This window comes from Bradyrhizobium sp. CCBAU 11430 (assembly GCF_028128855.1).
Taxonomy (GTDB): domain Bacteria; phylum Pseudomonadota; class Alphaproteobacteria; order Rhizobiales; family Xanthobacteraceae; genus Bradyrhizobium; species Bradyrhizobium ottawaense.
The window spans coordinates 297738-317761 of the sequence record NZ_LBJV01000074.1 but is presented as its reverse complement, the minus strand read 5'-3'; the positions used below and the strand labels follow the sequence as shown (position 1 = coordinate 317761).

The window sequence follows — 20024 nt, the reverse complement described above, 5'->3', positions numbered from 1 at the left end:
GCTCCGTTTCTCAATTAGAGAAGACGATCGTTCGATCGCCGTTGATGATGACGCGGTCCTCGAGGAAGAGATGGACCGCGCGCGAAAGGACACGCCGTTCGATGTCGCGCCCCTTCCGGACCAGATCGTCCGGCGTATCGCGGTGGCTGACCCGTTCGACGTCCTGTTCGATGATCGGCCCCTCGTCCAGATCGCTCGTCGCGAAATGCGCGGTCGCTCCGATCAGCTTCACGCCGCGCGCGTGCGCCTGGTGATAGGGTTTTGCGCCCTTGAACCCCGGCAGGAAGCTATGGTGGATGTTGATGCAACGGCCATGGAGATGGCGCGAGAGATCATCCGAGAGGATCTGCATGTAACGCGCGAGAACGACGAGATCGGCATTCGTCATCGCGACAAGCGCCTTGATCTGCGCTTCCTGCTTCATCTTGGTTTCCTTCGTAACCGGAAGGTGATGGAAAGGGATGTCGCCGACGAGACTGACGGCAAGGGCCGAACGCGGATGGTTGGAAACGATTCCGACGACATCCATCTGAAGTTCGCCGAGCCTGTGGCGATAGAGGAGATCGCCCAGGCAGTGATCGAATTTGGAGACGAACAGGAGCACGCGCTTGCGTTCGGCCTGGGATCGGAGCTTCCACTCCATGCCGAACCTCCGGGCAATGACCTCAAGGCCTGCTCGCGCCTTCTGCGCGCCCCCTTCCGACAGTGTGACACCGACCCTCATGAAGAAGCGTTCGCTCATGATCTCGTCGACCTGCGCCGCCTCGATGATGTTGCCGCCGTTCTCGAACAGACAGCGCGAAACGTCGGCGACAATCCCAGGCACATCGCGGCATGACAGGGTCAGGATGTATTGAGAGCTTCCAGCAAGTTCAGGCTGCATCTACGGACGATTCCTCGCGCCACGCGCGGTCGTGGTCCGACGCACCGACGCGGTGAGCGGATGTGGGAAAGGTGAGAGTCTGACTGAGGAAGGGGACCGGACCAGCCTGTACGGCCGGCGACCTACGGCTTTGATTTCACTCCCAAAGTCGCCCCTGCGGGGGCGTTGCGGAGACCATCGCGCATAAAGCCGTCATTGAAAATCCGGTATTATTCAATACAAGCTATCAATGTGATGGATATCAGACGGCTCGACCTGAACCTTCTTCTGCTGCTCGACGGGCTCTTCCGCACCCAGAACCTGTCGGCGCTCTCCCGTGAGCTCGGAATGAGCCAGCCGATGGCCAGCACCGGTCTGCGCAAGCTGCGGGATTTCTTTGGCGATCCCCTGTTTCTCTCGACCGGGCGCGGCATGCGGCCAACGCCCTTCGCGGAATCAATCGCGGAGGCCGTGCGGACAGTGCTGTCCACCGTCGATCAGCAGATACTCCGCAAGCCGCGTTTCGTGCCGGAAGAGAGCGACCGCGTATTCACGGTCACAACCTCGGATATTGGCGTCCTGATTTTCATCCCGCCGATCCTCCAACGCATTCGCAGCATGGCTCCCGCAGCGAGCTTGCGGTGCCTGCCGACGTCGCACGAGGATCTGGAAGACGCGCTCGAAAGCGGCGAGATCGATCTGGCGATAGGCTATTTTCCGGACCTCGTCGGTCCGAACATCGTGACAGAGGATTTGTTCGATCATCCCTTCACCAGCATCGTCCGAAAGGATCATCCAACGATCGGCGACACCCTCTCGCTCGAACAGTTTCTCGCCGCGGACCATATCGTCGTAAACCAGCAGGGGCGCAGTCAGGAGATCTTCGAAAGGCGCGTTCGCGAGCTCAAGCTGCAACGCCGCGTCGTGCTGCACCTGCCGCATTTCATGAGCGTGCCGCAATTGATTGCGACGAGCGACATGATCTCCACCGTGCCGTTCTCGCTCGGGGCCTGGTACGCGAACGCCGGGCTGAAGCTGCTGCCCCCGCCGGTCTCGATACCTCTCATCGAGTTGAAGCAGCACTGGCACCGGCGGATGGACAACGAACCCGCCGTGCGATGGCTTCAAACAATCGTGGCCGAGGAGCTCCGGGACCGCGACCCCGCGCTGGCGATGTCGGCCGATTATGCCAAGTCGCGCGCCAAAGCCGCGGCACCCGTCGCCGGGCGGTCTGCGACAACGATCGCCTCACGGCGGCGGTAACACCCCGCTGCCGAGCTGGACGATCTTCAACCCTCGCACGGTGGGACAGTGATCTCGTACATCAGCGGGGAAAATGCAGTGAACGCGGTCTTGGCATTTAACGCTGCTGGAAAGATCAAGACCCTGAGCTGTGGTCCGCCAGCACCAACTCATGCGTCATGTCGTCTTTGACGCGGTGCGGCGCCGGCGACCATTTCATCCATATTCCGGTGCCAGACGCCAGTTCGCGGTGCGGGTGGCCGGTTCGTCGACCCAGGCTTCCCGCGCGAACCACGCGTGATCGGTGCGGCAGATCGGACACCGGGTGCGGGAGAAAAACACCGCGCGGCGTCCAAAGCTCTCGCGATCAGTCTTGATGCCGGTGGGAATCGCGTGTCCGGTTTGTGGACATTTGACCATGACCATTCCCATGTTGCCCTCCCTTGCGATTTGTCTTTGTTGTGGTTTGCAGAAAAGCACCGGCCGGTTGGAATGCGCCTCTCGTCGGTGCGAGGCCTGATAGGCATCGCGCACCTTGTTGGTCGAGCATGGGGCAGTGGGGCGTGCTCGCTCAGTTGGGCGTGATCCAACCAGCCGGATCTCCTCTTCAAACGAATCCGAATGTGAAATTGAACGCGCTTTTAGCCGCCTGGGTGGAGGACCTTGGTGAAGTGCTTCCTGATCGGCTCACCCGTTTCCGTCGCGAGCTTCTGGGCAAGCCCCCACAACTCCCTGTTCTGGTCAGAGGCGGTGTCGAAAGCCTTGCGCGCGTGCGCCGCCGACAATGTATAGGCATCGGTCGCGGACTTGCTGCCGAACAGATGGACGAAGAAATCGAGCGCAGAAGCGGCATTGGCGTTTGAGATTTCGAACACCTTGAGCCCGTAGTCGGTCGTGCATCTCGCATTGCTCGAATAGGTCTCACGCAGCGTCTGCGTCATCTCTTCCGATGCGGCCTTGATCTTCTCGCAGCCTTCCCGTGCGCGGGCGAGGCCCTGCTCGGCAAGCTCGCGCCCCACGCCAGGCAACATGACCTTCGAGAAATCCAACCATGGCATCGCGAAAACGTTCGTTCCGTTCGGCGGCAGTTTCGTTTGGCTTTCAGTCACGCAACATTTCCTTTCTCAAGCGAAAGCATTCCTCGCAACGCTCGCTTGCGTCACGAGAGCTCACGCTCCGTGTTCGATCAGATTTTGGATGAGCCTTGATCCAGCCCCGACCCGGCACGACTTTGTGCTGCGAGAAGCGGGAAGTCGGTTCGGTTTGTGACTCTCGCTCAAACTTTTTTTGGGATTGTCAACACAGACGAAGGTATGTCGGGGAGTGACTGTGCATAACAGGGAAATCGCAAGGGGCAGGAAGTTCCTTCCTCAGCGCAAGCCTTGCAAAGGAGCTTCGCGCTAGCTGCGTTGGGATGCGCTACGTTTGCGCAAGAACGGACATCACGCGACGTGCCGGCGACGGTAGCTTGCAAGCCTCGAGCCGCTACCCTTCTGCTTCACCCTGCCTATCGCTCACGGGCTACTTTCGGACCAAACGAAACCGGCGGAGTGTGCTGGCGGAGTTCCTGAACGGCCCCTTCAGTAGCTTGTGCTCATCATCGCGCCGATCGCGGTGAAGGGCATGGTTCGCGCAACTCTCTCACCGCAGCGTTTGCCGCGCCCCGGAAATTGGAACCCCTATGGTGTTACCCATACGCATTTTGCAATTGTGCCACACAGCGCTTGAATCTAAGTCCTGAATGATGGCGTAAGACAAAACGTCGCCTCGCGGCCGCGTGTGTTCGGAGTTTTATTTTTGAAACTGAGAGCTTACGCGGCTGGATTCGATTTCGGAGCGCGAGGCGTACGCGGTTTCAAACAAAGTTCGAGTTTGCCGTCCTGTGCCGCTCGAAATGCGGTTCGCGGTGGGCTACGGTGACGCATCCCAGCGGAATTGGTAACCGACTTCTCGCAGCCCTACCGGTGGCAGATTTCAGTCTGCTTGCATCCGAGCTGGAGATGGTCGCGCTCGATCGGGACGCGGTCATCTCGCGGGCGGGTGACCAGACCGAGCACGTCCTCTTCCCTCATAGTGGGGCCATTTCGGTGATGATCGACATGGCGAACGGGCAGACGGTCGCCAGCGTTGCGATAGGGCGCGAGGGAGCAGTAGGCACCCTTTCCGTTCTGGGGCCGTCCCCTGCGGCCGTTACCGCCGTCGTTCGTGCAGCCGGCACCGCCTCGCGGATCCCCGTATCGCGATTCCACGCGGCTTTTAGCCGTAGCCCCGCGATCCGCCACGCTGTCCAGCTTCACTTCAAGGCGATGCTGATACAGCTACAAATCGGCGGAGCCTGCAATGCGCTGCATCCGGTCCAAGCCCGCATGGCACGCTGGCTGCTCCATCTTCACGACCGCGTCGACCACGACGTCCTCCCGCTCACGCAGGAGACGCTTTCGCAAATACTGGGTGTGCGACGGACGACGGTGACGCTCCTGATGCGCAATCTGCGTGCTTCCGGAGCGATCAGATCTGAACGGCGAGGCGAAATCGAGATCGACCCATCGCGGCTCGCAGCGGCGGCGTGCGAATGCCGCGACACCATGCGTCTCGAAGTCGACGATATCTTTTCTATCGATCCAGCCTGAACTCGCGTTTGGTTCTGCCGAGGCACATTTGACCGTGACGATGACCGGTTTAGCCCGAAGTGCCGACGCCAAAGCGAGGATAGACATCCGGCGCCAGGGGGCAGAGGTCGACAAGGCGCGCGGGCTGTTGTCGTCGCAGCGTCTGACTATCTCTCCTCGGTCGGATGCACCCATTTGTACGGCGTGATGCTTCGCGTGGCCGTCAGCTTGATCATGTGGACGGGCGGCGCGGAACGTCCCTTTCGGCATGACCGGCACTTGAGCGAGGCTTCCAGCTTCCAGATCGGCGTATCGCGCGGACGGCGGATTGCGTCGAGCGGCAGGCTCGCACGCGCCTTGCACCTGTTGCACTCGACCTCGAGCCAGCCCATGCCGCCGTTCAGGCATTGGCCGATCGTCGGCGAGGGCTGTGAGGGACCACCGTAACCTTCCATGCGGACCGACCAGGCTTCGGCTTCGGCGCGGTCGGCCTCGCGAACGGCCTTTTTGGCCTCCTCGCGCGCGTGCTTGGCCGAAATTTCCGCACCCAGAATTCGGCCGCTCCAGATGACCTCGCGTGATTTGGTGCTCATGCCGTCATCAAAGCTGCGCCCGACCGCGCTGGCAAATTATCGATCGCTAGTAGGTTGAGCGCGCAATTCGATACTGCGGGTCGTGGGTGTGGAAAACCGAGGCTGAAGATCCCGTGGCGAAGCCGCAGCGCCGGCGATGGCGGAGCGCCACCATCGAAAGTCGTCACGCCCGCAGGGAACAATCCGGCGTAGGGCTTCTATGCCGAAGCAAGTGGGCTCACGATGGCTGCTTGCCGGCATGGTCCCGCCGCGACCACAGCAGCGCCAGCGGCCCCAGCACGATTCCGGCTGCCAGAACGATGAACACCAGCAGCCAGCCGTTCGCGCTCTGCGGACCGCCGGCCATGTCGAGTGCGACGCCGGTTCCCCATGCGCCGGCGGCTGACAAGCCGAAGCCGACCGTGGAATGCAGGGCCAGCGTTGCGCCGCGATGCTCGGCGATTGCCGCGGCCGACATCCCTGCGGTCAACGCACCCGAATCTGCCGGCACCGTCAGGCCGTAGAGCATCAGCAGCAGCGCGAGCACCCATGCCGGTGCCGTTGCGTTGAGGCCGATCACGAGCGCGACGCTGGCTGACGCGATCATCACCACCGTGATGGCGCGATGCCGTCCGAACTTCAGGGCTGCCTCGTTGCCGAGGATGCTTGCGGGCATCGAGATCACCGCGAAGCAGAAGCTCATCAGCACGGGCGTCATCCAGGACGGCCCGCCCTGATGCGCAACGACGAAGGTCCAGAACCCGACCAGCCAGGTGCGAATGCCATAGAGCTCGAAGCAGTGCGCGCCGTAACCGAGGATGTAGCCGAGCGCCTCGCGATTGGCGAAGACAGGCGCGAAATTCAGCAGCCGCCCCGTCTTCGGGACAGGCCGGCGGCCCTCGATCAGGAGGCACGCAACCACCATCGCGATGGGGCCGACGCCGGTGACATAGAACGCGGTCCGCCATCCCCAGCGATCGGCGAGGACTTGCGCAACCAGGAACGACAGGCCGACGCCGACCGAGAAGCTCGAGGTGTACAGCGTCACCGCCCGCGAGGTGTCGCCGGCAGGCAACCGGTCCGTCAGCGCCTTCAGCCCCGGCATGTAGGCGCCGGCGAAGCCCAATCCTGCGAGCGACCAGATCAGTGTGCCCGACCAGAACCCCTGGGCAAAAATGCCGAAGGCCATGGTCGCAAGTCCGCTAACGATGGAGCCCCACAGCAGCACGATCCGCGCGTCGATGCGATCGGTCAGCGTCGTCAGCACCGGCACCGCCAGCATGTAGCCGAACGCATAGCCGCTCGCCATCAGCCCGCCTTCGGCGGCAGACAGCCCCCACGCCGGCATCAGATGCTGCGCCAAATTCGCCGACAGCGTGACGTGCGGCAGCAGATTGCCGAGCTGGCCGATACACATCACCGCAATCAGCGCCCCCCCGCTCAAGCTCCGAATGCTCGCCTCCCCTCAGTCCCTATCTCGTCTGGTCTGCACGCAGCAACAGAAGCGCAAAAAACGCGGAGATAGAAGCCAGCGCGCTGATCCATAGCGCGCTGCTGCCAAAATGCTCCACCATCAGCCCGAGCGCGAGTGGCGCGAGCGCGCCGGTGGCCCGCGACGGCAACGAGATCATGCCGACCCGTCTGCCAAAGCCCGCCGGCCCGAACAACGCCAGGGGAAGCGTACCGCGGGCAATGGTGATGATGCCGTTGCCCGCGCCATAGAGCACCGTGAAAGTCGATGCGAGGAAGGGGCCGCCCGCGACCAATGCAACAACCCCGATCGGATTCATGAGCATGGCGAGCCGCGCCGACAACAGCGGATGAAACCGGCCGAGCCATCCTGCTTCCAGCAGGCGGGCACCGACCTGCGCGGGCCCGACCAGGGCTCCTGCGAGCAAGGCCTGCGCCGGCGTCGCGCCGAACGCGACCAGCATGGTCGGCAGAATGGCCGAGACACCCGAGCTGACGAAGCTTGCCGCCGCGAACATGTAAGCCAGCAGCACCATCGCGAACGTCTCGCTCTGCCGTCCGGATCTTTGGCTCGCGCCAGGATCCGGTCGCGGCTGCTGGTCCAATGGAATTGCGCGCGGCAGCGACAGATTGAGCGGCAACGCCAGGCAGAGATGGATCGCCGCCCACACCTGGCAGGCGACGCGCCAGTCATACTCGGAGGCCAGCCACGTCGTGAGGGGCCAGCCAAGCGTGCTGGCGAAACCCGCGATCAGGGTGATGCCGGTGATGGTTCGCCGCGCGTTGCTGCCGTAGATGCGCGCAAGCGTCGCGAAGGCCGCTTCGTAAAGGCCCATGCCCATGCCGATCCCGAGCAACACCCAGGCCGCAACCAGCACCGCAATGCCATGAGCCACAGACAGGAGGAGCAAGCCTGCCACGAAGACGAGGTTCGAAACGGCAAGCAGACCGCGCCCTCCGAACGTATCGATGGCATGCCCCACGCGCGGCCCGAGCAGGCCGGAGACGACGAGCGCTCCCGACAGCGCGCCGAACACATAGGTCGGCGCAAGACCGAGATCGCGCGCAATCGGCGCGGCCAGGATGGCAGGGAGATAGTAGCTCGACGCCCACGCAATGGTCTGCGCGGTTCCGAGTGCGACGACAATGGCGAGCGGACCGGCCACCCGGTCCGCCGGGACCTGCGTCATGAGCAGCCGCACCCCGCGCGACCTGCCTTCTTGGCGGTTTCATCGTCAGCACAGCAGGCTGACGGCTCCTCCTTCGCCGGCCCGCCGCAGCATCCCGCTCCCGCCGTCTCGACACCGCCGCGCGTGCAGACGCCGGTCTCCGGCAGCACGAGCTCGACCCGTGCCGCAGCCGCCTTGTCGCCGGCGATGTCAGCGACGATCGAGCGGACCTGCTCGTATCCGGTCATCATCAGGAAGGTCGGCGCACGGCCGTAGGACTTCATGCCGGCGAGATAGAAGCCCGGCTCGTCATGCGCGAGCTCGCGCGCCCCGTGCGGCCGAACCGTGCCGCAGCTATGCTCGTTGGGATCGATCAGAGGCGCGAGCGCGGCCGGAGCCTCGATCGCCGGATCGAGCCGCAGCCGCAGCTCGGACAAGAACGAAAGATCGGGACGGAAGCCGGTAGAGACGATCAGTTCGTCCGCCACCACACTCTGCGCACCGCAGCAGCTGCCTGCCGAAATCCTGAGACGGCCTTCGGAGTCCGACAGATGCGTGACGGCGAAGCCTGTTTCGACCCTGATCTTTCCGGCAGCGACGAGCGCGGCGAAGGTGGAGCCCAGCTCGCCGCGCGCGGCAAGCTTGTCATTGCTGCCGCCCCCGAACGCCTTTGCGGGATCGGTGCCACGCAACAGCCAGATCGCTTGCGTGCCTGATACCTCGGCCGCGAGCCGCACGAGATCGATCAGAGTGCCCAAAGCGGAATGGCCGGCACCGAGCACGGCAACGGTCTTGCCGGCATATCTGGCGCGCTCAGTGCCCTGCACATCCGGCATGCCATAGGCGATGCGGCCGGCGCGTTCGCGTTCGCCGATCGCAGGCAAACCGTTGCTGCCGGCGGGGTTGGGAGAGAACCACGTGCCTGACACGTCGATGACGGCATCGGCGCGAAGCACCTCGGGACCTTTGCCATTCTGATAGCGAATTTCGAACGGCGCCTGCTCCCTGCCCTTCGTCTTCGCCTTGTCGAAGCCGGCGCGGCTGATCGCCGTGACCCGGCTCGACGTCCGGATCGCCTCACGCAGCGGCGTGCGCGTTGCGAGCGGGGTGAGATATCGGTCGATCAGCTCGCCGCCGGTCGGATAGGCGTGAGGGTCCGGTGAATTCCACCCCGTCGGCGCGAGCAGCCGCGCCGCCGCCTTGTCGACATTGTATTCCCACGGCGAGAACAGCTGGACATGCTGCCACTGACGGACCGCGTGGGCGGCTTCGGGCCCGGCCTCGAGCACGATCGGGGACATACCGCGCTCGAGCACATGCGCAGCTGCAGCGAGACCAACAGGCCCGGCTCCGATGATGGCAACCGTCTTGGCGTTCATTCCCACTTCTCCCATCTTTCTAGAATCATCGAATAATTGGCTCCGAAAAATCAGGCCGCCGTTTGTGTATTCTTGCATCCGACTTCGTCGGCGCAGCACTCCGAGGCCAGGAAATCCACCAAGCCCCGCATCGCGTCAAAGTTTGCGTGGCAGATCAGGGTCGTCGATTCCCTGACCTGGCTGACCAGCCCGACCGCAACCAGGGTCTTGATGTGATGCGACAGCGTCGAGGCCGGAATCTTCAGCTTGTCCTGCAGGCGGCCAACGGGCATGCCCGCGTGTCCGGCCCGAACCAGGGCCCGGTAGATTTGAAGCCGGGTTTGATTGCCCAGGGCCTCCAGACGTGCTGCTGCGTCGGCGATCTTCATGGTGCCAGGCTGCGCTCGTTCACGCCGGCTGTCAAACCATATTTCTAGAATATTCGAATTATGTTCTGACCGGCATGAATCAGATTCAGATTGACGGCCCCACAACATTTCCATAAATCTGGATATATGGAAAACGAAGAAGCCGTCCTCGCCCTCGCCGCACTGGCCCAACCGACCCGCCTGGAGGCATTCCGGACGCTGGTCAGGCACGAGCCCGAAGGCCTTGCAGCGGGCGACCTCGCCCGCCTGCTGGAAGTTCCCCAGAACACGCTGTCGGCGCATTTGGCGATCCTGACCCGGGCACGCCTCGTCTCCTCCGAGCGGCACAGCCGCTCGATCGTCTACCGCGCCAATCTCGGCGAATTCCGCGACGTCACGCTCTTCCTGCTGCGCGATTGCTGCGGCGGACGGCCGGAGGTCTGCGATCCCGTCGTCGAGACACTGCAAGCCTGCTGCTCGCCAAAACGGAAGGAGCGAAGCCGTGCCTGACCAAATCTACAATGTGCTGTTTCTGTGCACCGGCAATTCGGCGCGATCCATCCTGGCCGAGTCGATCCTTTGGAAAGACGGCGCCGGCCGCTTTCGGGCCTTCTCCGCCGGCAGCGCGCCAAAGGGCACGGTGCATCCGCTTGCGCTGCGCACGCTTGAGAGCACGGACTACCCCGTCGACGGGCTACGCTCGAAAAGCTGGCTGGAATTCGCGAGCGCCGATGCGCCCGTGATGGATTTCGTCTTCACCGTTTGTGACAACGCGGCCGGAGAAGCCTGCCCGATCTGGCCGGGCCAGCCGATGACGGCGCATTGGGGCATTGAGGACCCTGCCGCGGCCGAAGGTTCCGAGCTGGAGAAGCAGGCGGCGTTCGTCACTGCGTTCCGATATCTCAAGAACCGGATCGACACCTTCGTGAACTTGCCGCTGAGGAGCATCGACAAGCTGTCGCTCGGCACCAGGCTGCGCGAGATCGGCCGCTCCGACGGCGCGACGTCAGGCAGAAGCGACGTGGCGTGACAATGAGCATCTTCGAACGATACCTCACTCTGTGGGTTGCACTGTGCATCGTCGTCGGCGTCGCACTGGGACACGTCATGCCCGGTTTCTTCGGCGCGATCGCAGCCGCCGAGGTCGCCAAGGTCAACCTGCCGGTGGCGGTGCTGATCTGGCTGATGATCGTGCCCATGCTGCTGAAGATCGACTTCGGCGCGTTGGGCGAGGTGCGGAAGCATTGGCGCGGCGTCGGAGTCACCCTTTTCATCAATTGGGCCGTAAAACCGTTCTCGATGGCGCTGCTGGGCTCTTTCTTCATCGGCCACCTCTTCGCACCGTGGCTGCCGTCCGGCCAGATCTCGTCCTACATCGCCGGCTTGATCCTGCTGGCGGCGGCGCCTTGCACCGCGATGGTGTTCGTGTGGTCCAATTTGTGCGAGGGGGAGCCTCACTACACGCTGAGCCAGGTCGCCCTGAACGACGTGATCATGGTGTTCCTGTTCGCGCCGCTGGTGGGACTGCTGCTTGGCGTGGCCTCGATCAGTGTCCCCTGGGGCACGCTGCTGCTCTCCGTTCTGCTCTATATCGTGGTTCCCGTAATCGTTGCTCAGCTGTGGCGCAAGGTGCTGCTGCGCGGAGGCGACGACGGCTTCAACCGCGCCATGCGGATGCTGCAGCCTGTGTCGCTAGTTGCGCTCCTCGCCACATTGGTGCTGCTGTTCGGCTTCCAGGGCGAGCAGATCGTCCGGCAGCCACTCGTCATTGCCATCCTTGCCGTGCCAATTCTGGTGCAGGTTTATTTCAATGCGGGCCTCGCCTATTGGCTGAGCCGGCGGTTCGGCGTGGCCTGGTGCGTTGCCGCTCCGGCCGCTCTCATCGGCGCGAGCAACTTCTTCGAGCTGGCGGTCGCCGCCGCGATCAGCTTGTTCGGCCTCGACTCCGGCGCTGCGCTGGCGACCGTGGTCGGCGTTCTCGTCGAGGTCCCGGTGATGCTGTCCGTCGTCCGCATCGTCAAGGCGACAAGGGGCTGGTACGAGGCCGGCGCTGGCAAAGTCCCGACGGCCTTGGAAGCCCACCGGTGAGGCATGGAGACCGACCATGAGCGTCACGATCTACCACAACCCCGACTGCGGCACCTCGCGCAACACGCTGGCGATGATCCGGCAGAGCGGCGCCGAGCCCGTCGTCATCGAATATCTGAAGACGCCGCCGTCCCGCGAGAAGCTGCTCGAGCTCGTCAAGGCGATGGGCATTTCCGTCCGCGCGCTGCTGCGCGAGAAGGGCACGCCGTTTCGCAATCTCGGCCTCGATGATCCCAAATGGACCGATGACGAGCTGATCGATCAGATGCTCGCGCATCCCATCCTGATCAACCGCCCGATCGTGGTGACGGCGAAGGGCACGCGATTGTGCCGGCCCTCGGAAGCGGTCATCGATCTGCTGGATCATCCGGTCGGCCGGTTCGTGAAGGAAGACGGCGAAGTGGTCGGAGCGCGCTGAGCCGGCTCCGATGGCAGCAGCTGTCAGGCGACAGTAGGACGCAACTTCAAATCGCTTGCAGCGTTGAAGCCGCACCTCTCGAGAGCTATCGATCGGCAAGATCGATCCATCGGGAGGAACGCATGAGCACCATCACCGGCGGCTGTCACTGCGGCGCAATCCGTTACGAGGTCGAGGGCGACGCGATCGTGCATGCGCTGTGCCACTGCCGCGACTGCCGGCTTCACGCCGGCGCTCCGGTCGTCGGCTGGACGATGTATCCGGAGAGCGCTCTCAAGGTGACCAAGGGCGAGCCCAAGATCTACAATTCCTCGGAACACGGCCGGCGGCACTTTTGCGGCCATTGCGGCACCGGCCTGTTCTATGTCAATGTCGACATGCTGCCGGGGGTCATCGACATCCAGAGCGCGACTTACGATGATCCCGAGGCCGTGCCGGCGACGATGCACATCCAGGTCGCCGAGCGGCTTCGCTGGATGGAGCACGCGCACGAACTGCCGGCCTTCGAGCGCTATCCTCCGCAGCCGTAGCGGCGAGAGGCGATGCCGGCACAGCTTCGCATCAGCTCTTCGTGCTGGCCGTCTTGTCGAGCGCGGCACGCAGGCCATTCGCCAGCTTGACCGCGTCGTCGTTGGCCCAGAAATGCATGAAGAACAGCCGCGGCTGCTCGTCCAGCATGTGGCTGTGCAGCGCCGTCACCTCGATGCCGTGCGTGCGCAGCGCCACGATGACCGGGTTCACCTCGTCGCTGGTCAGGACGAAATCGCCGGTGATGGCGGCCTTGCCTCCTCCGGTCGGCTGGAAGTTGATGGCGATCGCAACGCCCATCGCACCGACGGGGGTCAGCAGCATGCCGTCCTCCGTGATCGGGTCGCGCCGCTTGACGTTGAACTGGTAGACGCCGCCGTTGGCCTGCCCCTTGACGCCGATGACCTGATCGAGCTTGGCGGTGTCGAGGTCGATGGCAGGCGGCGGGCCCGCCGGCGCCGCGACCGTCAAGGGGGTCTTGCTTTCGGCCAGCGCATCGTGGATCGCCGAGGCCAGCTTGACGGGATCGCCGTGTCCGGCGACGTGCATGTAAAACGTCGCCGGGCTCGCGCGCAGCAGATGATTGTGCACGGCGGTGATCTCCAGACCGCTCGCGATCATCTTCGCCATCACGGGATTGATCTCGGTCTCGAGGAGCACGAGATCGCCCATAACCATGGCACCGCCATGCGCGGGCTTGAACGCGAGCCAGCCGCCGAGCGCCAGCGCCGGCTTGATCGTCACCCCGTCCAGGGTCACGGTGAGATCGGTGCGGGGAAAGCCGTAGCGGTGGACATCGTCCGCAACGGCGGGCTTGCGGCCCAGCGTCTCGTCAACCTTATTCCAATCGAGATCCTGCGCATGAGCGCCCGCGATGAGGCAGGCACTGACGCCGATCAGCGCCGAGATGGTCTTTCGCATTGCTCTGCTCCTCAAGCTGGATTCAGCCGTCAGCGTCTCACTTCTGCTCCTTGATCTGGCCGGCACTGTCGACGACGAGCCGCACGTCCTTGCCGTTCTTCACGGCTTTTGCGGTCGTGCCCTCGGCGGTCGATTTGATGTCGCTGACCTGCGTGTAGCCGGCCGCCTGGATTTTGGCGACGACCTCCTCTCGTGTCAGAGCGCGTGCGCTCGACAGCCCGCTGGCGATCGCCAGAAAGAGGATTGTGTGAAAGATGACCTTTGTCCGCATGACATTCTCCTGGCGTCTCCTGCCCCAGGTGAAGTCGTTTTCGGCGCGGCGCGACGAGACGACGCCAACGCGCTTCGGCGCCGCCGCCGCGCACGAATGGAAAATTACGATTTGTCTGATGAGATTGGGAAACGATGACATGCTGCGCCCTTGGTGATCAGGACGCGATGCTTGGGCATGTCGCCTCGCGGGGAGATCGCAAATCCCCGTCACGTCGAATAGAAACCCGGGTGGCCCAGCTGTCAACACGCGCATGGCCGAGGCGCGTCACGAAGAGTTCACTCGGAACGGAACCGCACCAACCGGCATCTTGAAACGACCGGACGATCTCATTAGGGTTCGTCACGTGGGGACGAAGCAGACTCCCCGTGAGACCCCGGTCCAAGCTCTGCGCAGCACGCCATTCGTGGAGCTTGCGCATGGACACCGAACGACACCCTTCCCCCCGCCAAACACTGGCCATCCTCTCACGCGGCGATGCCGCCGCGTGCCGCGACACGACGGCGCAAAACAGCCGCTTCGTCCGCGTCTTCGAGGCCCTCGCCGCCCTCGGCATCGACGCGCACCCCGTGATCTACGACGAAAGCTTTGCCGACGCAGTCCGCGACCAATTGCTCGCGGCTGACGGCGTGCTGGTCTGGGTCGATCCGATCCACCAGGGCAAGACGCGCGCCGAGCTCGATCCCCTGCTGCGCGACGTCGCGGCGCAGGGACCGTGGGTGAGCGCCCATCCCGACGTGATCCTGAAGATGGGCGTCAAGGAGGTGCTCTACCGCACGCGTCACCTCGGCTGGGGCGCCGACACGCATCGCTATGACAGCGCCGCGGCGTTCCGCGCCGAATTTCCCTCGCGCCTTCGCGCGCACGGCCCTCGCGTGCTCAAGCAAAATCGCGGCAATGGCGGCCAGGGCGTCTGGAAGGTCGAAGCGCTTCCGCACACGAACGAGACGGTTCGTGTACTCCATGCCCAGCGCGGGAGCCGGCCCGAGGACATCAGGTTCGACGAGCTGGTGGCGCGCTGCGAGCCGTATTTCGGATGGGGCGGCTGCATCATCGACCAGGCGTTTCAACCTCGCCTGCCCGACGGGATGATCCGCTGCTACATGAGCGGCGCGAGGGTCGCGGGCTTTGGGCACCAAGTGATCAAGGCCCTGATCCCGCCGCCGCCGGAAGGCCCCGACGCGCCCGAGGCGCAACCGGGGCCGCGCATCATGCACGGGCCTGGTGCTCCGCCGTTCCAGGCGCTGCGAAGGTCGATGGAGGACGAATGGACGCCGCAGATGATGGAAACGCTCGGTATCGATGAATTGTCACTGCCGGTGATCTGGGATGCGGATTTCCTGTACGGGCCGCCGGATGCGGCGGGCGCCGACACCTACGTGCTGTGCGAGATCAACGCGAGCTCCTGCTTTGCGATCCCCGAGGAAGCGCCGGCGGCGATCGCACGAACGGTGACGCACCGCCTGCTGCGGAGCCGGGAGGCACGGTCCGGCTGAGAGCCGGATGACGTCTCGCGATCCTATTCGGCGGCTTGCGGAGCGCGCATGCCGTTCTCCGTTTCAACGGCAGGCTGGTCGGCGAGCGCCGGTTGCTCGCCATCAGGCAGCCCCCGCCCCTTCACCAGCCCGAAGATCGCCGGGATCACGATCAGCGTCAGCAATGTCGACGAGATCATCCCGCCGATCATCGGCAGCGCGATGCGCTGCATGATTTCGGATCCCGCGCCGGTGCTCCACATGATCGGCAGCAGGCCCGCCATGATGGCGACCACCGTCATCATCTTGGGCCGGACGCGCTCGACCGCGCCCACCATGATGGCGTCATGGAGATCGCGCCGGGTGAAGACCCCGCCCTCGGCGTCGCGCCTCGCCTTCATCTCGGCCAGCGCGTGATCGAGGTAGATCAGCATCACGACCCCGGTCTCGGCAGCAACGCCGGCGAGCGCGATGAAGCCGACGGCGACCGCGACGGACAGGTTGAAGCCAAACCACCACATCATCCAGATGCCGCCGACCAGCGCGAAAGGCAGCGACAGCATCACGATCAGCGTCTCGGTCAACGCCCTGAAGTTCAGGTAGAGCAGCAGGAAGATGATCGTGAGCGTGACGGGCACGACGATCTTGAGGCGCGCCGCCGCGCGCTGGAGATATTCGTACTGGCCGCTCCAGACGACATAGGTGCCGGCGGGAAACTGGATGCTCTCCGTCACCGCGCGTTGCGCGTCCGCGACGTAGCTGCCGATGTCGCGATCGCGGATGTCGACATAGATGTAGGTCGCCAGCTGGCCGTTCTCGGTCCGGATCGAGGTCGGCCCCCGCGCCGGCTCGACCTTGGCGACCTCGCCGAGCGGCACGGCGCCGCCCGCCGGCATCGGCACCAGGATATCGCTCGCGATCGCCTTGGGATTGTCGCGCAGGTCACGCGGATAGCGCATGTTCACCGTGAAGCGCTGGCGGCCTTCCACGGTCGTCGTGACCGTCTGGCCGCCGAGCGCGGCCGCGATGGTGTCCTGAACGTCCTGGATCAGGATGCCGTAGCGCGCGAGCGCCTCGCGGTCCGGGACGATCTCGAGATAGTAGCCGCCGATACCGCGCTCGGCGTAGGCCGACGACGTGCCCGGGACAGTCTTGATCACCCGCTCGACCTGCCGCGCCAGCCGGTCGATCTCGACGAGGTCGGTGCCCATGACCTTGACGCCGACAGGCGTGCGGATGCCCGTCGACAACATGTCGATGCGGGCCTTGATCGGCATGGTCCAGGCGTTCGAGACGCCGGGGAACTGCAGCGCCTTGTCCATCTCCGCGATCAGGCTGTCGAGGGTGACACCGGGACGCCACTGCTCTTTCGGCTTCAGATTGACCACCGTCTCGAACATTTCGGTCGGTGCCGGATCGGTCGCGGTCGCCGCCCGTCCCGCCTTGCCGTAGACGGAGGCGACCTCGGGGAACGACTTGATGATGCGATCCTGCGTCTGCATCAACTCGGCCGCCTTGGTCACGGAGATGCCGGGCAGCGTCGTCGGCATGTAGAGCAACGTGCCCTCGTTCAGCGCCGGCATGAACTCGGTGCCGAGCTGCCGCGCCGGCCATGTCGTGACGGCGAGGATTGCGAGGCAGGCTAGGATCACCAGCGTCCTGGCGCGAAGCACGCCCTTGATCACGGGCCGGTAGATCCAGATCAGGAAACGATTGATGACATTCCGGCTCTCCGGGACGATCCGGCCGCGGACGAAGATCACCATCAGCGCCGGCACCAGCGTGACGGACAAGAGGGCAGCGGCGGCCATCGAGAAGGTCTTGGTGAACGCCAGCGGGCTGAACAGCCGCCCCTCCTGCGATTCCAGCGTGAAGATCGGCATGAACGACACGGTGATGATCAGCAGGCTGAAGAACAGCGCAGGCCCCACTTCGGAGGCGGCATCGATCAGGATCTGCACGCGCGATTGGCCGGGCTCGGCGCGTTCGAGGTGCTTGTGGGCATTCTCCATCATGACGATCGCGGCATCGACCATGGCGCCGATCGCAATCGCGATGCCACCTAAGCTCATGATGTTGGAGCCGAGGCCGAGCAGCTTCATGGCGCCGAATGCCATCAGCACGCCGACCGGCAGCATCAGGATCGCGACCAGCGCGCTGCGGACGTGCAGCAGGAACACGATGCAGACCAGCGCGACGACGATGCTCTCCTCGAACAGCGTGTGCTTGAGCGTGTCGATGGCCGCGTAGATCAGGTTCGAGCGATCGTAGACCGGGACGATCTCGACCGATGCCGGCAGGCTGCTCGCGATCTCCTTGAAGCGCTTCTTGACGTTCTCGATGACGTCGAGCGCGTTGACGCCGAAGCGCTGCAGCACGATGCCGCTGGCGACTTCGCCCTCGCCGTTCAGCTCGGTGATGCCCCTGCGCTCGTCCGGTCCGAGCTCGACATTGGCGACGTCGCGGAGCAGCACCGGCGTTCCGCCGGAGGTCTTCAGCACGATGTTGCCGAGATCGTTGATGCTCTTGATATAGCCCTTGCCGCGGATGACGTATTCGAACTCGGCGAGCTCGACGGTGCGCCCGCCGACATCGGCGTTGCTGGCGCGGATCGCCTCACGAATTTTTTGCATGCTGATGCCGCGATCGCGCATCCGCTGCGGGTCGAGCACCACGTTGTACTGCTTGACGAAGCCGCCGATGCTGGCGACCTCGGCGACGCCTTCGGCCTTGGCCAGCGCGAACTTCAGATTCCAGTCCTGGATCGTGCGGGTGTCCGCCAGGTTCAATTCCTTCGACAGGACCGCATACTGGTAGACCCAGCCGACGCCGGTGGCGTCGGGACCGATGGTCGGGGTGACGCCGGCAGGAAGCCGCGAAGCCGCGCCGTTCAAAAATTCCAGGACGCGCGAGCGCGCCCAATAGATGTCGGTGCCGTCCTCGAAGATCACGTAGACGAACGAGGCGCCGAAGAAGGAGAAGCCGCGCACGACTTTCGATTTCGGCACGGTCAGCATCGCCGTCGTCAAGGGATAGGTGACCTGGTCCTCGATCACCTGCGGCGCCTGGCCGGGATGTTCGGTGTAGACGATGACCTGGGTGTCGGAGAGATCAGGGATCGCATCCAGCGGCAGATGGATCAGCGCATAGAGACCGGCGGCGGCCGCAAAACCGGTGCCGAACAGCACCAGCAGCAAATTGCGCGCCGACCAGGCGATGATGCGGGCGATCATTTGCGCTCTCCCGCCGCATGGCCCGCATCGGACGCCTGAGGCGCTCCTTCCGCAAAACCCTTGAGCGCGGCCTTCAGATTGCTTTCCGCATCGATCAGGAAGGTGGCGGATGTGACCACTGCCTCGCCGTCGGCAAGCCCGTCCCGCACCTCGATGTAGCCGCCGCCACGCCGGCCGAGCTTCACCTCGCGCGGCTCGAAGCGCCCTTTCCCCTTGTCGACGAGGACGGCCTGCCGCGCGCCGGTGTCGAGCACCGCGCTATCCGGTATCGCCAGCACGGGCGCGGCGTCGGCCGTGTCGATCTCGGCATCGACATACATGTCCGGCAGCAGCGCCGCATCGGGATTGGCAAGCTCGATCCGGACGCGAACGGTCCTTGTCTCCCGGTTCACCTGCGGATAGACCACGGCGATGTGGCCGCTGAAGATGCGGCCGGCAAAGCTCCGCGCGCGCACCGCCACGGACTGCCCCACCGCGATATGACCGAGATCGCGTTCGGCGATATCGACGAGGGCCCAGACGACCGAGGTGTCCGCAATCCGGAACAGCACGTCGCCGGGATTGGCGCGCATGCCTTCGATCGCGTTGCGCTCGAGCACGATGCCGTCGCGCGGCGCCGACCAATGGATGGTGACGGGCGCGAGGCGCGTCTTCTCCATCTCGGCGATGACCTGCTCGGGCACGTCGAGATTGACCAGCCGTTGCCGCGAGCCGCGGCCATACATCTCGACGCCGCCCACCGTCTTGGAGGTGATCGTCGCAAGATATTCCGCGGCCGCGGAAGCAACCGCCGAACTGTAGATCTCCATCAGCGGCTGGCCCGCCTTCACGCGCGTGCCGGTGGTGACGTCGGCGACCTTCTGCACGAAGCTTTCGGCGCGCATCGCGATCACAGACACGCGGCGCTCGTCGAGCTGGATCGTGCCGGGTGCCTTGACCGTGACGCGGATCGTCCGTCGCTCGACCGGCTCGGATTTCACGCCGGTGCGCTGGATCTTGCCCGGCGAGAGCTTGACCGTGCCGTCGTCGGCCTCGTCGCCTTCGTAGACGGGGACGTAGTTCATCCCCATCGGGTCCTTCTTCGGCACCGGCGAGGTGTCGGGCAGGCCCATGGGGTTGCGGTAGTACAGGATTTTTCGCGAGGAAGTCGCCTGCGGTGGCTTTGCTGCCGTCGCAGGCGCCTGACCGTCTTCATAGACCGGCAGATAATCCCGGCCACGGTCGTCCTGCTTCGGACTAGCGGACCAGAGTGGCGCGCCGCTGGGGTCACGATAGTAGAGCGGAGTTCGGTCCGCTTGAGCTGCAGCCGGGGTCGCCTCGGCATGAGCGGACCAGCGTCCGTGCGAGGACCAGTATGCGCCCACGGCCAGGCCACCGGCCAGCGCGAGAAGTGTCAGGAGACGCAGCGTCTTCATGGTGTGTCTTCGCGCGCTTGGCACG

The 20024-nt window shown here is 64.4% G+C and carries 21 protein-coding genes; 9 read left to right on the top strand and 12 right to left on the bottom strand.

The genetic code is table 11. The annotated features are described in order from the left end of the window. Positions 1-10: 10 nt before the first annotated feature. A complete protein-coding gene (gene purU, locus XI04_RS38220; protein WP_038974267.1) occupies positions 11-883 on the bottom strand; it encodes a formyltetrahydrofolate deformylase in 873 nt (290 codons plus the stop codon). A gap of 234 nt (positions 884-1117) precedes the next feature. Between purU and XI04_RS38215 the strand changes: the two genes are divergently transcribed. Continuing rightward, positions 1118-2125 carry a LysR family transcriptional regulator gene (locus XI04_RS38215; protein WP_038947855.1) on the top strand — a complete coding sequence of 336 codons (1008 nt, stop codon included), beginning with the start codon at positions 1118-1120 and terminating at the stop codon, positions 2123-2125. Positions 2126-2320: 195 nt separating this feature from the next. On the opposite strand, the gene XI04_RS38210 is transcribed toward XI04_RS38215, so the two are convergent. Together XI04_RS38210 and XI04_RS38205 are read right to left on the bottom strand one after the other, a co-directional pair. After that, the gene (locus XI04_RS38210) at positions 2321-2536 is read right to left on the bottom strand and encodes a hypothetical protein (protein WP_028142988.1); all 216 of its coding nucleotides are present in this window, start codon (positions 2534-2536) and stop codon (positions 2321-2323) included. Positions 2537-2745: 209 nt separating this feature from the next. Continuing rightward, on the bottom strand, positions 2746-3213 hold the full coding sequence (locus tag XI04_RS38205; RefSeq protein WP_271609394.1) for a phasin family protein: 468 nt from the start codon (positions 3211-3213) through the stop codon (positions 2746-2748). Between the two features lie 807 nt (positions 3214-4020). On the opposite strand from XI04_RS38205, the gene XI04_RS38200 reads away from it, so the two are divergent. Continuing rightward, positions 4021-4734, top strand: a complete 714-nt coding sequence (locus XI04_RS38200) for a Crp/Fnr family transcriptional regulator (protein ID WP_038947853.1) — start codon at positions 4021-4023, stop codon at positions 4732-4734. A gap of 146 nt (positions 4735-4880) precedes the next feature. Here XI04_RS38200 and XI04_RS38195 read toward each other — a convergent pair whose 3' ends face one another. The 5 genes from XI04_RS38195 to XI04_RS38175 all read right to left on the bottom strand — a co-directional run bounded on the left by XI04_RS38195 (position 4881) and on the right by XI04_RS38175 (position 9671). Next, positions 4881-5306, bottom strand: a complete 426-nt coding sequence (locus tag XI04_RS38195; protein WP_028142985.1) for a hypothetical protein — start codon at positions 5304-5306, stop codon at positions 4881-4883. A gap of 217 nt (positions 5307-5523) precedes the next feature. Further along, positions 5524-6702, bottom strand: a complete 1179-nt coding sequence (locus XI04_RS38190; protein ID WP_212476337.1) for an MFS transporter — start codon at positions 6700-6702, stop codon at positions 5524-5526. A 55-nt stretch (positions 6703-6757) separates the two neighbouring features. Continuing rightward, positions 6758-7945 (bottom strand): MFS transporter, encoded by a 1188-nt coding sequence (locus XI04_RS38185; RefSeq protein WP_212476264.1) that lies wholly within the window; start codon positions 7943-7945, stop codon positions 6758-6760. Next, positions 7942-9303: an NAD(P)-binding domain-containing protein gene (locus XI04_RS38180; RefSeq protein WP_212476263.1), complete on the bottom strand. Its 1362-nt coding sequence runs from the start codon at positions 9301-9303 to the stop codon at positions 7942-7944. Before XI04_RS38180 ends, XI04_RS38185 begins: the two co-directional genes overlap by 4 nt. 50 nt (positions 9304-9353) lie before the next feature. Further along, a complete protein-coding gene (locus XI04_RS38175) occupies positions 9354-9671 on the bottom strand; it encodes an ArsR/SmtB family transcription factor (protein WP_095426462.1) in 318 nt (105 codons plus the stop codon). Positions 9672-9797: 126 nt separating this feature from the next. Here XI04_RS38175 and XI04_RS38170 point away from each other — a divergent pair, with 126 nt between their 5' ends. The 5 genes from XI04_RS38170 (at position 9798) to XI04_RS38150 (ending at position 12686) form a co-directional block, all read left to right on the top strand. Then, positions 9798-10160, top strand: coding sequence for an ArsR/SmtB family transcription factor (locus XI04_RS38170; RefSeq protein ID WP_038947848.1), 363 nt, complete (start codon positions 9798-9800; stop codon positions 10158-10160). Beyond that, positions 10153-10680: an arsenate reductase ArsC gene (locus XI04_RS38165; protein ID WP_212476261.1), complete on the top strand. Its 528-nt coding sequence runs from the start codon at positions 10153-10155 to the stop codon at positions 10678-10680. The genes XI04_RS38170 and XI04_RS38165 overlap by 8 nt, the downstream gene beginning before the upstream one ends. Before the next feature lie 2 nt (positions 10681-10682). Further along, positions 10683-11738, top strand: a complete 1056-nt coding sequence (arsB, locus tag XI04_RS38160; protein WP_028142978.1) for an ACR3 family arsenite efflux transporter — start codon at positions 10683-10685, stop codon at positions 11736-11738. Positions 11739-11754: 16 nt separating this feature from the next. Beyond that, the gene (arsC, locus tag XI04_RS38155; RefSeq protein WP_028142977.1) at positions 11755-12156 is read left to right on the top strand and encodes an arsenate reductase (glutaredoxin); all 402 of its coding nucleotides are present in this window, start codon (positions 11755-11757) and stop codon (positions 12154-12156) included. 122 nt (positions 12157-12278) lie between these two features. Beyond that, positions 12279-12686 (top strand): GFA family protein, encoded by a 408-nt coding sequence (locus XI04_RS38150; protein ID WP_038971516.1) that lies wholly within the window; start codon positions 12279-12281, stop codon positions 12684-12686. 31 nt (positions 12687-12717) lie between these two features. Here the strand turns inward: XI04_RS38150 and XI04_RS38145 are convergent, their stop codons facing one another. Both XI04_RS38145 and XI04_RS38140 read right to left on the bottom strand, forming a co-directional pair. Next, positions 12718-13605, bottom strand: a complete 888-nt coding sequence (locus XI04_RS38145; protein WP_212476260.1) for a DUF1259 domain-containing protein — start codon at positions 13603-13605, stop codon at positions 12718-12720. Positions 13606-13642: 37 nt separating this feature from the next. Beyond that, positions 13643-13876, bottom strand: a complete 234-nt coding sequence (locus XI04_RS38140) for a hypothetical protein (RefSeq protein WP_028142974.1) — start codon at positions 13874-13876, stop codon at positions 13643-13645. On the opposite strand from XI04_RS38140, the gene XI04_RS38135 reads away from it, so the two are divergent. After that, the gene (locus XI04_RS38135) at positions 13860-14033 is read left to right on the top strand and encodes a hypothetical protein (RefSeq protein ID WP_157158374.1); all 174 of its coding nucleotides are present in this window, start codon (positions 13860-13862) and stop codon (positions 14031-14033) included. The two genes, XI04_RS38140 and XI04_RS38135, sit on opposite strands and share 17 nt — an antisense overlap. Before the next feature lie 262 nt (positions 14034-14295). Further along, positions 14296-15372 (top strand): Cj0069 family protein, encoded by a 1077-nt coding sequence (locus XI04_RS38130; protein WP_212476259.1) that lies wholly within the window; start codon positions 14296-14298, stop codon positions 15370-15372. A 23-nt stretch (positions 15373-15395) separates the two neighbouring features. On the opposite strand, the gene XI04_RS38125 is transcribed toward XI04_RS38130, so the two are convergent. Together XI04_RS38125 and XI04_RS38120 are read right to left on the bottom strand one after the other, a co-directional pair. Next, a complete protein-coding gene (locus tag XI04_RS38125; RefSeq protein ID WP_271623916.1) occupies positions 15396-18584 on the bottom strand; it encodes an efflux RND transporter permease subunit in 3189 nt (1062 codons plus the stop codon). Then, complete coding sequence (locus XI04_RS38120; protein ID WP_271609392.1) at positions 18581-19999, bottom strand: efflux RND transporter periplasmic adaptor subunit; 1419 nt, start codon at positions 19997-19999, stop codon at positions 18581-18583. The genes XI04_RS38125 and XI04_RS38120 overlap by 4 nt, the downstream gene beginning before the upstream one ends. Positions 20000-20024 lie beyond the last annotated feature (25 nt).

What these genes read in the sequence shown, in the direction of transcription:
- XI04_RS38130 (WP_212476259.1), top strand. Translation starts at nt 14,296, where the DNA reads ATGGACACCGAACGACACCCTTCCCCCCGCCAAACACTGGCCATCCTC.
- XI04_RS38215 (WP_038947855.1), top strand. Translation starts at nt 1,118, where the DNA reads ATGGATATCAGACGGCTCGACCTGAACCTTCTTCTGCTGCTCGACGGG.
- XI04_RS38150 (WP_038971516.1), top strand. Translation starts at nt 12,279, where the DNA reads ATGAGCACCATCACCGGCGGCTGTCACTGCGGCGCAATCCGTTACGAG.
- XI04_RS38135 (WP_157158374.1), top strand. Translation starts at nt 13,860, where the DNA reads ATGACCTTTGTCCGCATGACATTCTCCTGGCGTCTCCTGCCCCAGGTG.
- XI04_RS38120 (WP_271609392.1), bottom strand. Translation starts at nt 19,999, where the DNA reads ATGAAGACGCTGCGTCTCCTGACACTTCTCGCGCTGGCCGGTGGCCTG.
- XI04_RS38125 (WP_271623916.1), bottom strand. Translation starts at nt 18,584, where the DNA reads ATGATCGCCCGCATCATCGCCTGGTCGGCGCGCAATTTGCTGCTGGTG.
- XI04_RS38145 (WP_212476260.1), bottom strand. Translation starts at nt 13,605, where the DNA reads ATGCGAAAGACCATCTCGGCGCTGATCGGCGTCAGTGCCTGCCTCATC.
- XI04_RS38185 (WP_212476264.1), bottom strand. Translation starts at nt 7,945, where the DNA reads ATGACGCAGGTCCCGGCGGACCGGGTGGCCGGTCCGCTCGCCATTGTC.
- arsB (WP_028142978.1), top strand. Translation starts at nt 10,683, where the DNA reads ATGAGCATCTTCGAACGATACCTCACTCTGTGGGTTGCACTGTGCATC.
- purU (WP_038974267.1), bottom strand. Translation starts at nt 883, where the DNA reads ATGCAGCCTGAACTTGCTGGAAGCTCTCAATACATCCTGACCCTGTCA.
- XI04_RS38180 (WP_212476263.1), bottom strand. Translation starts at nt 9,303, where the DNA reads ATGAACGCCAAGACGGTTGCCATCATCGGAGCCGGGCCTGTTGGTCTC.
- arsC (WP_028142977.1), top strand. Translation starts at nt 11,755, where the DNA reads ATGAGCGTCACGATCTACCACAACCCCGACTGCGGCACCTCGCGCAAC.
- XI04_RS38210 (WP_028142988.1), bottom strand. Translation starts at nt 2,536, where the DNA reads ATGGGAATGGTCATGGTCAAATGTCCACAAACCGGACACGCGATTCCC.
- XI04_RS38195 (WP_028142985.1), bottom strand. Translation starts at nt 5,306, where the DNA reads ATGAGCACCAAATCACGCGAGGTCATCTGGAGCGGCCGAATTCTGGGT.
- XI04_RS38175 (WP_095426462.1), bottom strand. Translation starts at nt 9,671, where the DNA reads ATGAAGATCGCCGACGCAGCAGCACGTCTGGAGGCCCTGGGCAATCAA.
- XI04_RS38190 (WP_212476337.1), bottom strand. Translation starts at nt 6,702, where the DNA reads ATGTGTATCGGCCAGCTCGGCAATCTGCTGCCGCACGTCACGCTGTCG.
- XI04_RS38140 (WP_028142974.1), bottom strand. Translation starts at nt 13,876, where the DNA reads ATGCGGACAAAGGTCATCTTTCACACAATCCTCTTTCTGGCGATCGCC.
- XI04_RS38170 (WP_038947848.1), top strand. Translation starts at nt 9,798, where the DNA reads ATGGAAAACGAAGAAGCCGTCCTCGCCCTCGCCGCACTGGCCCAACCG.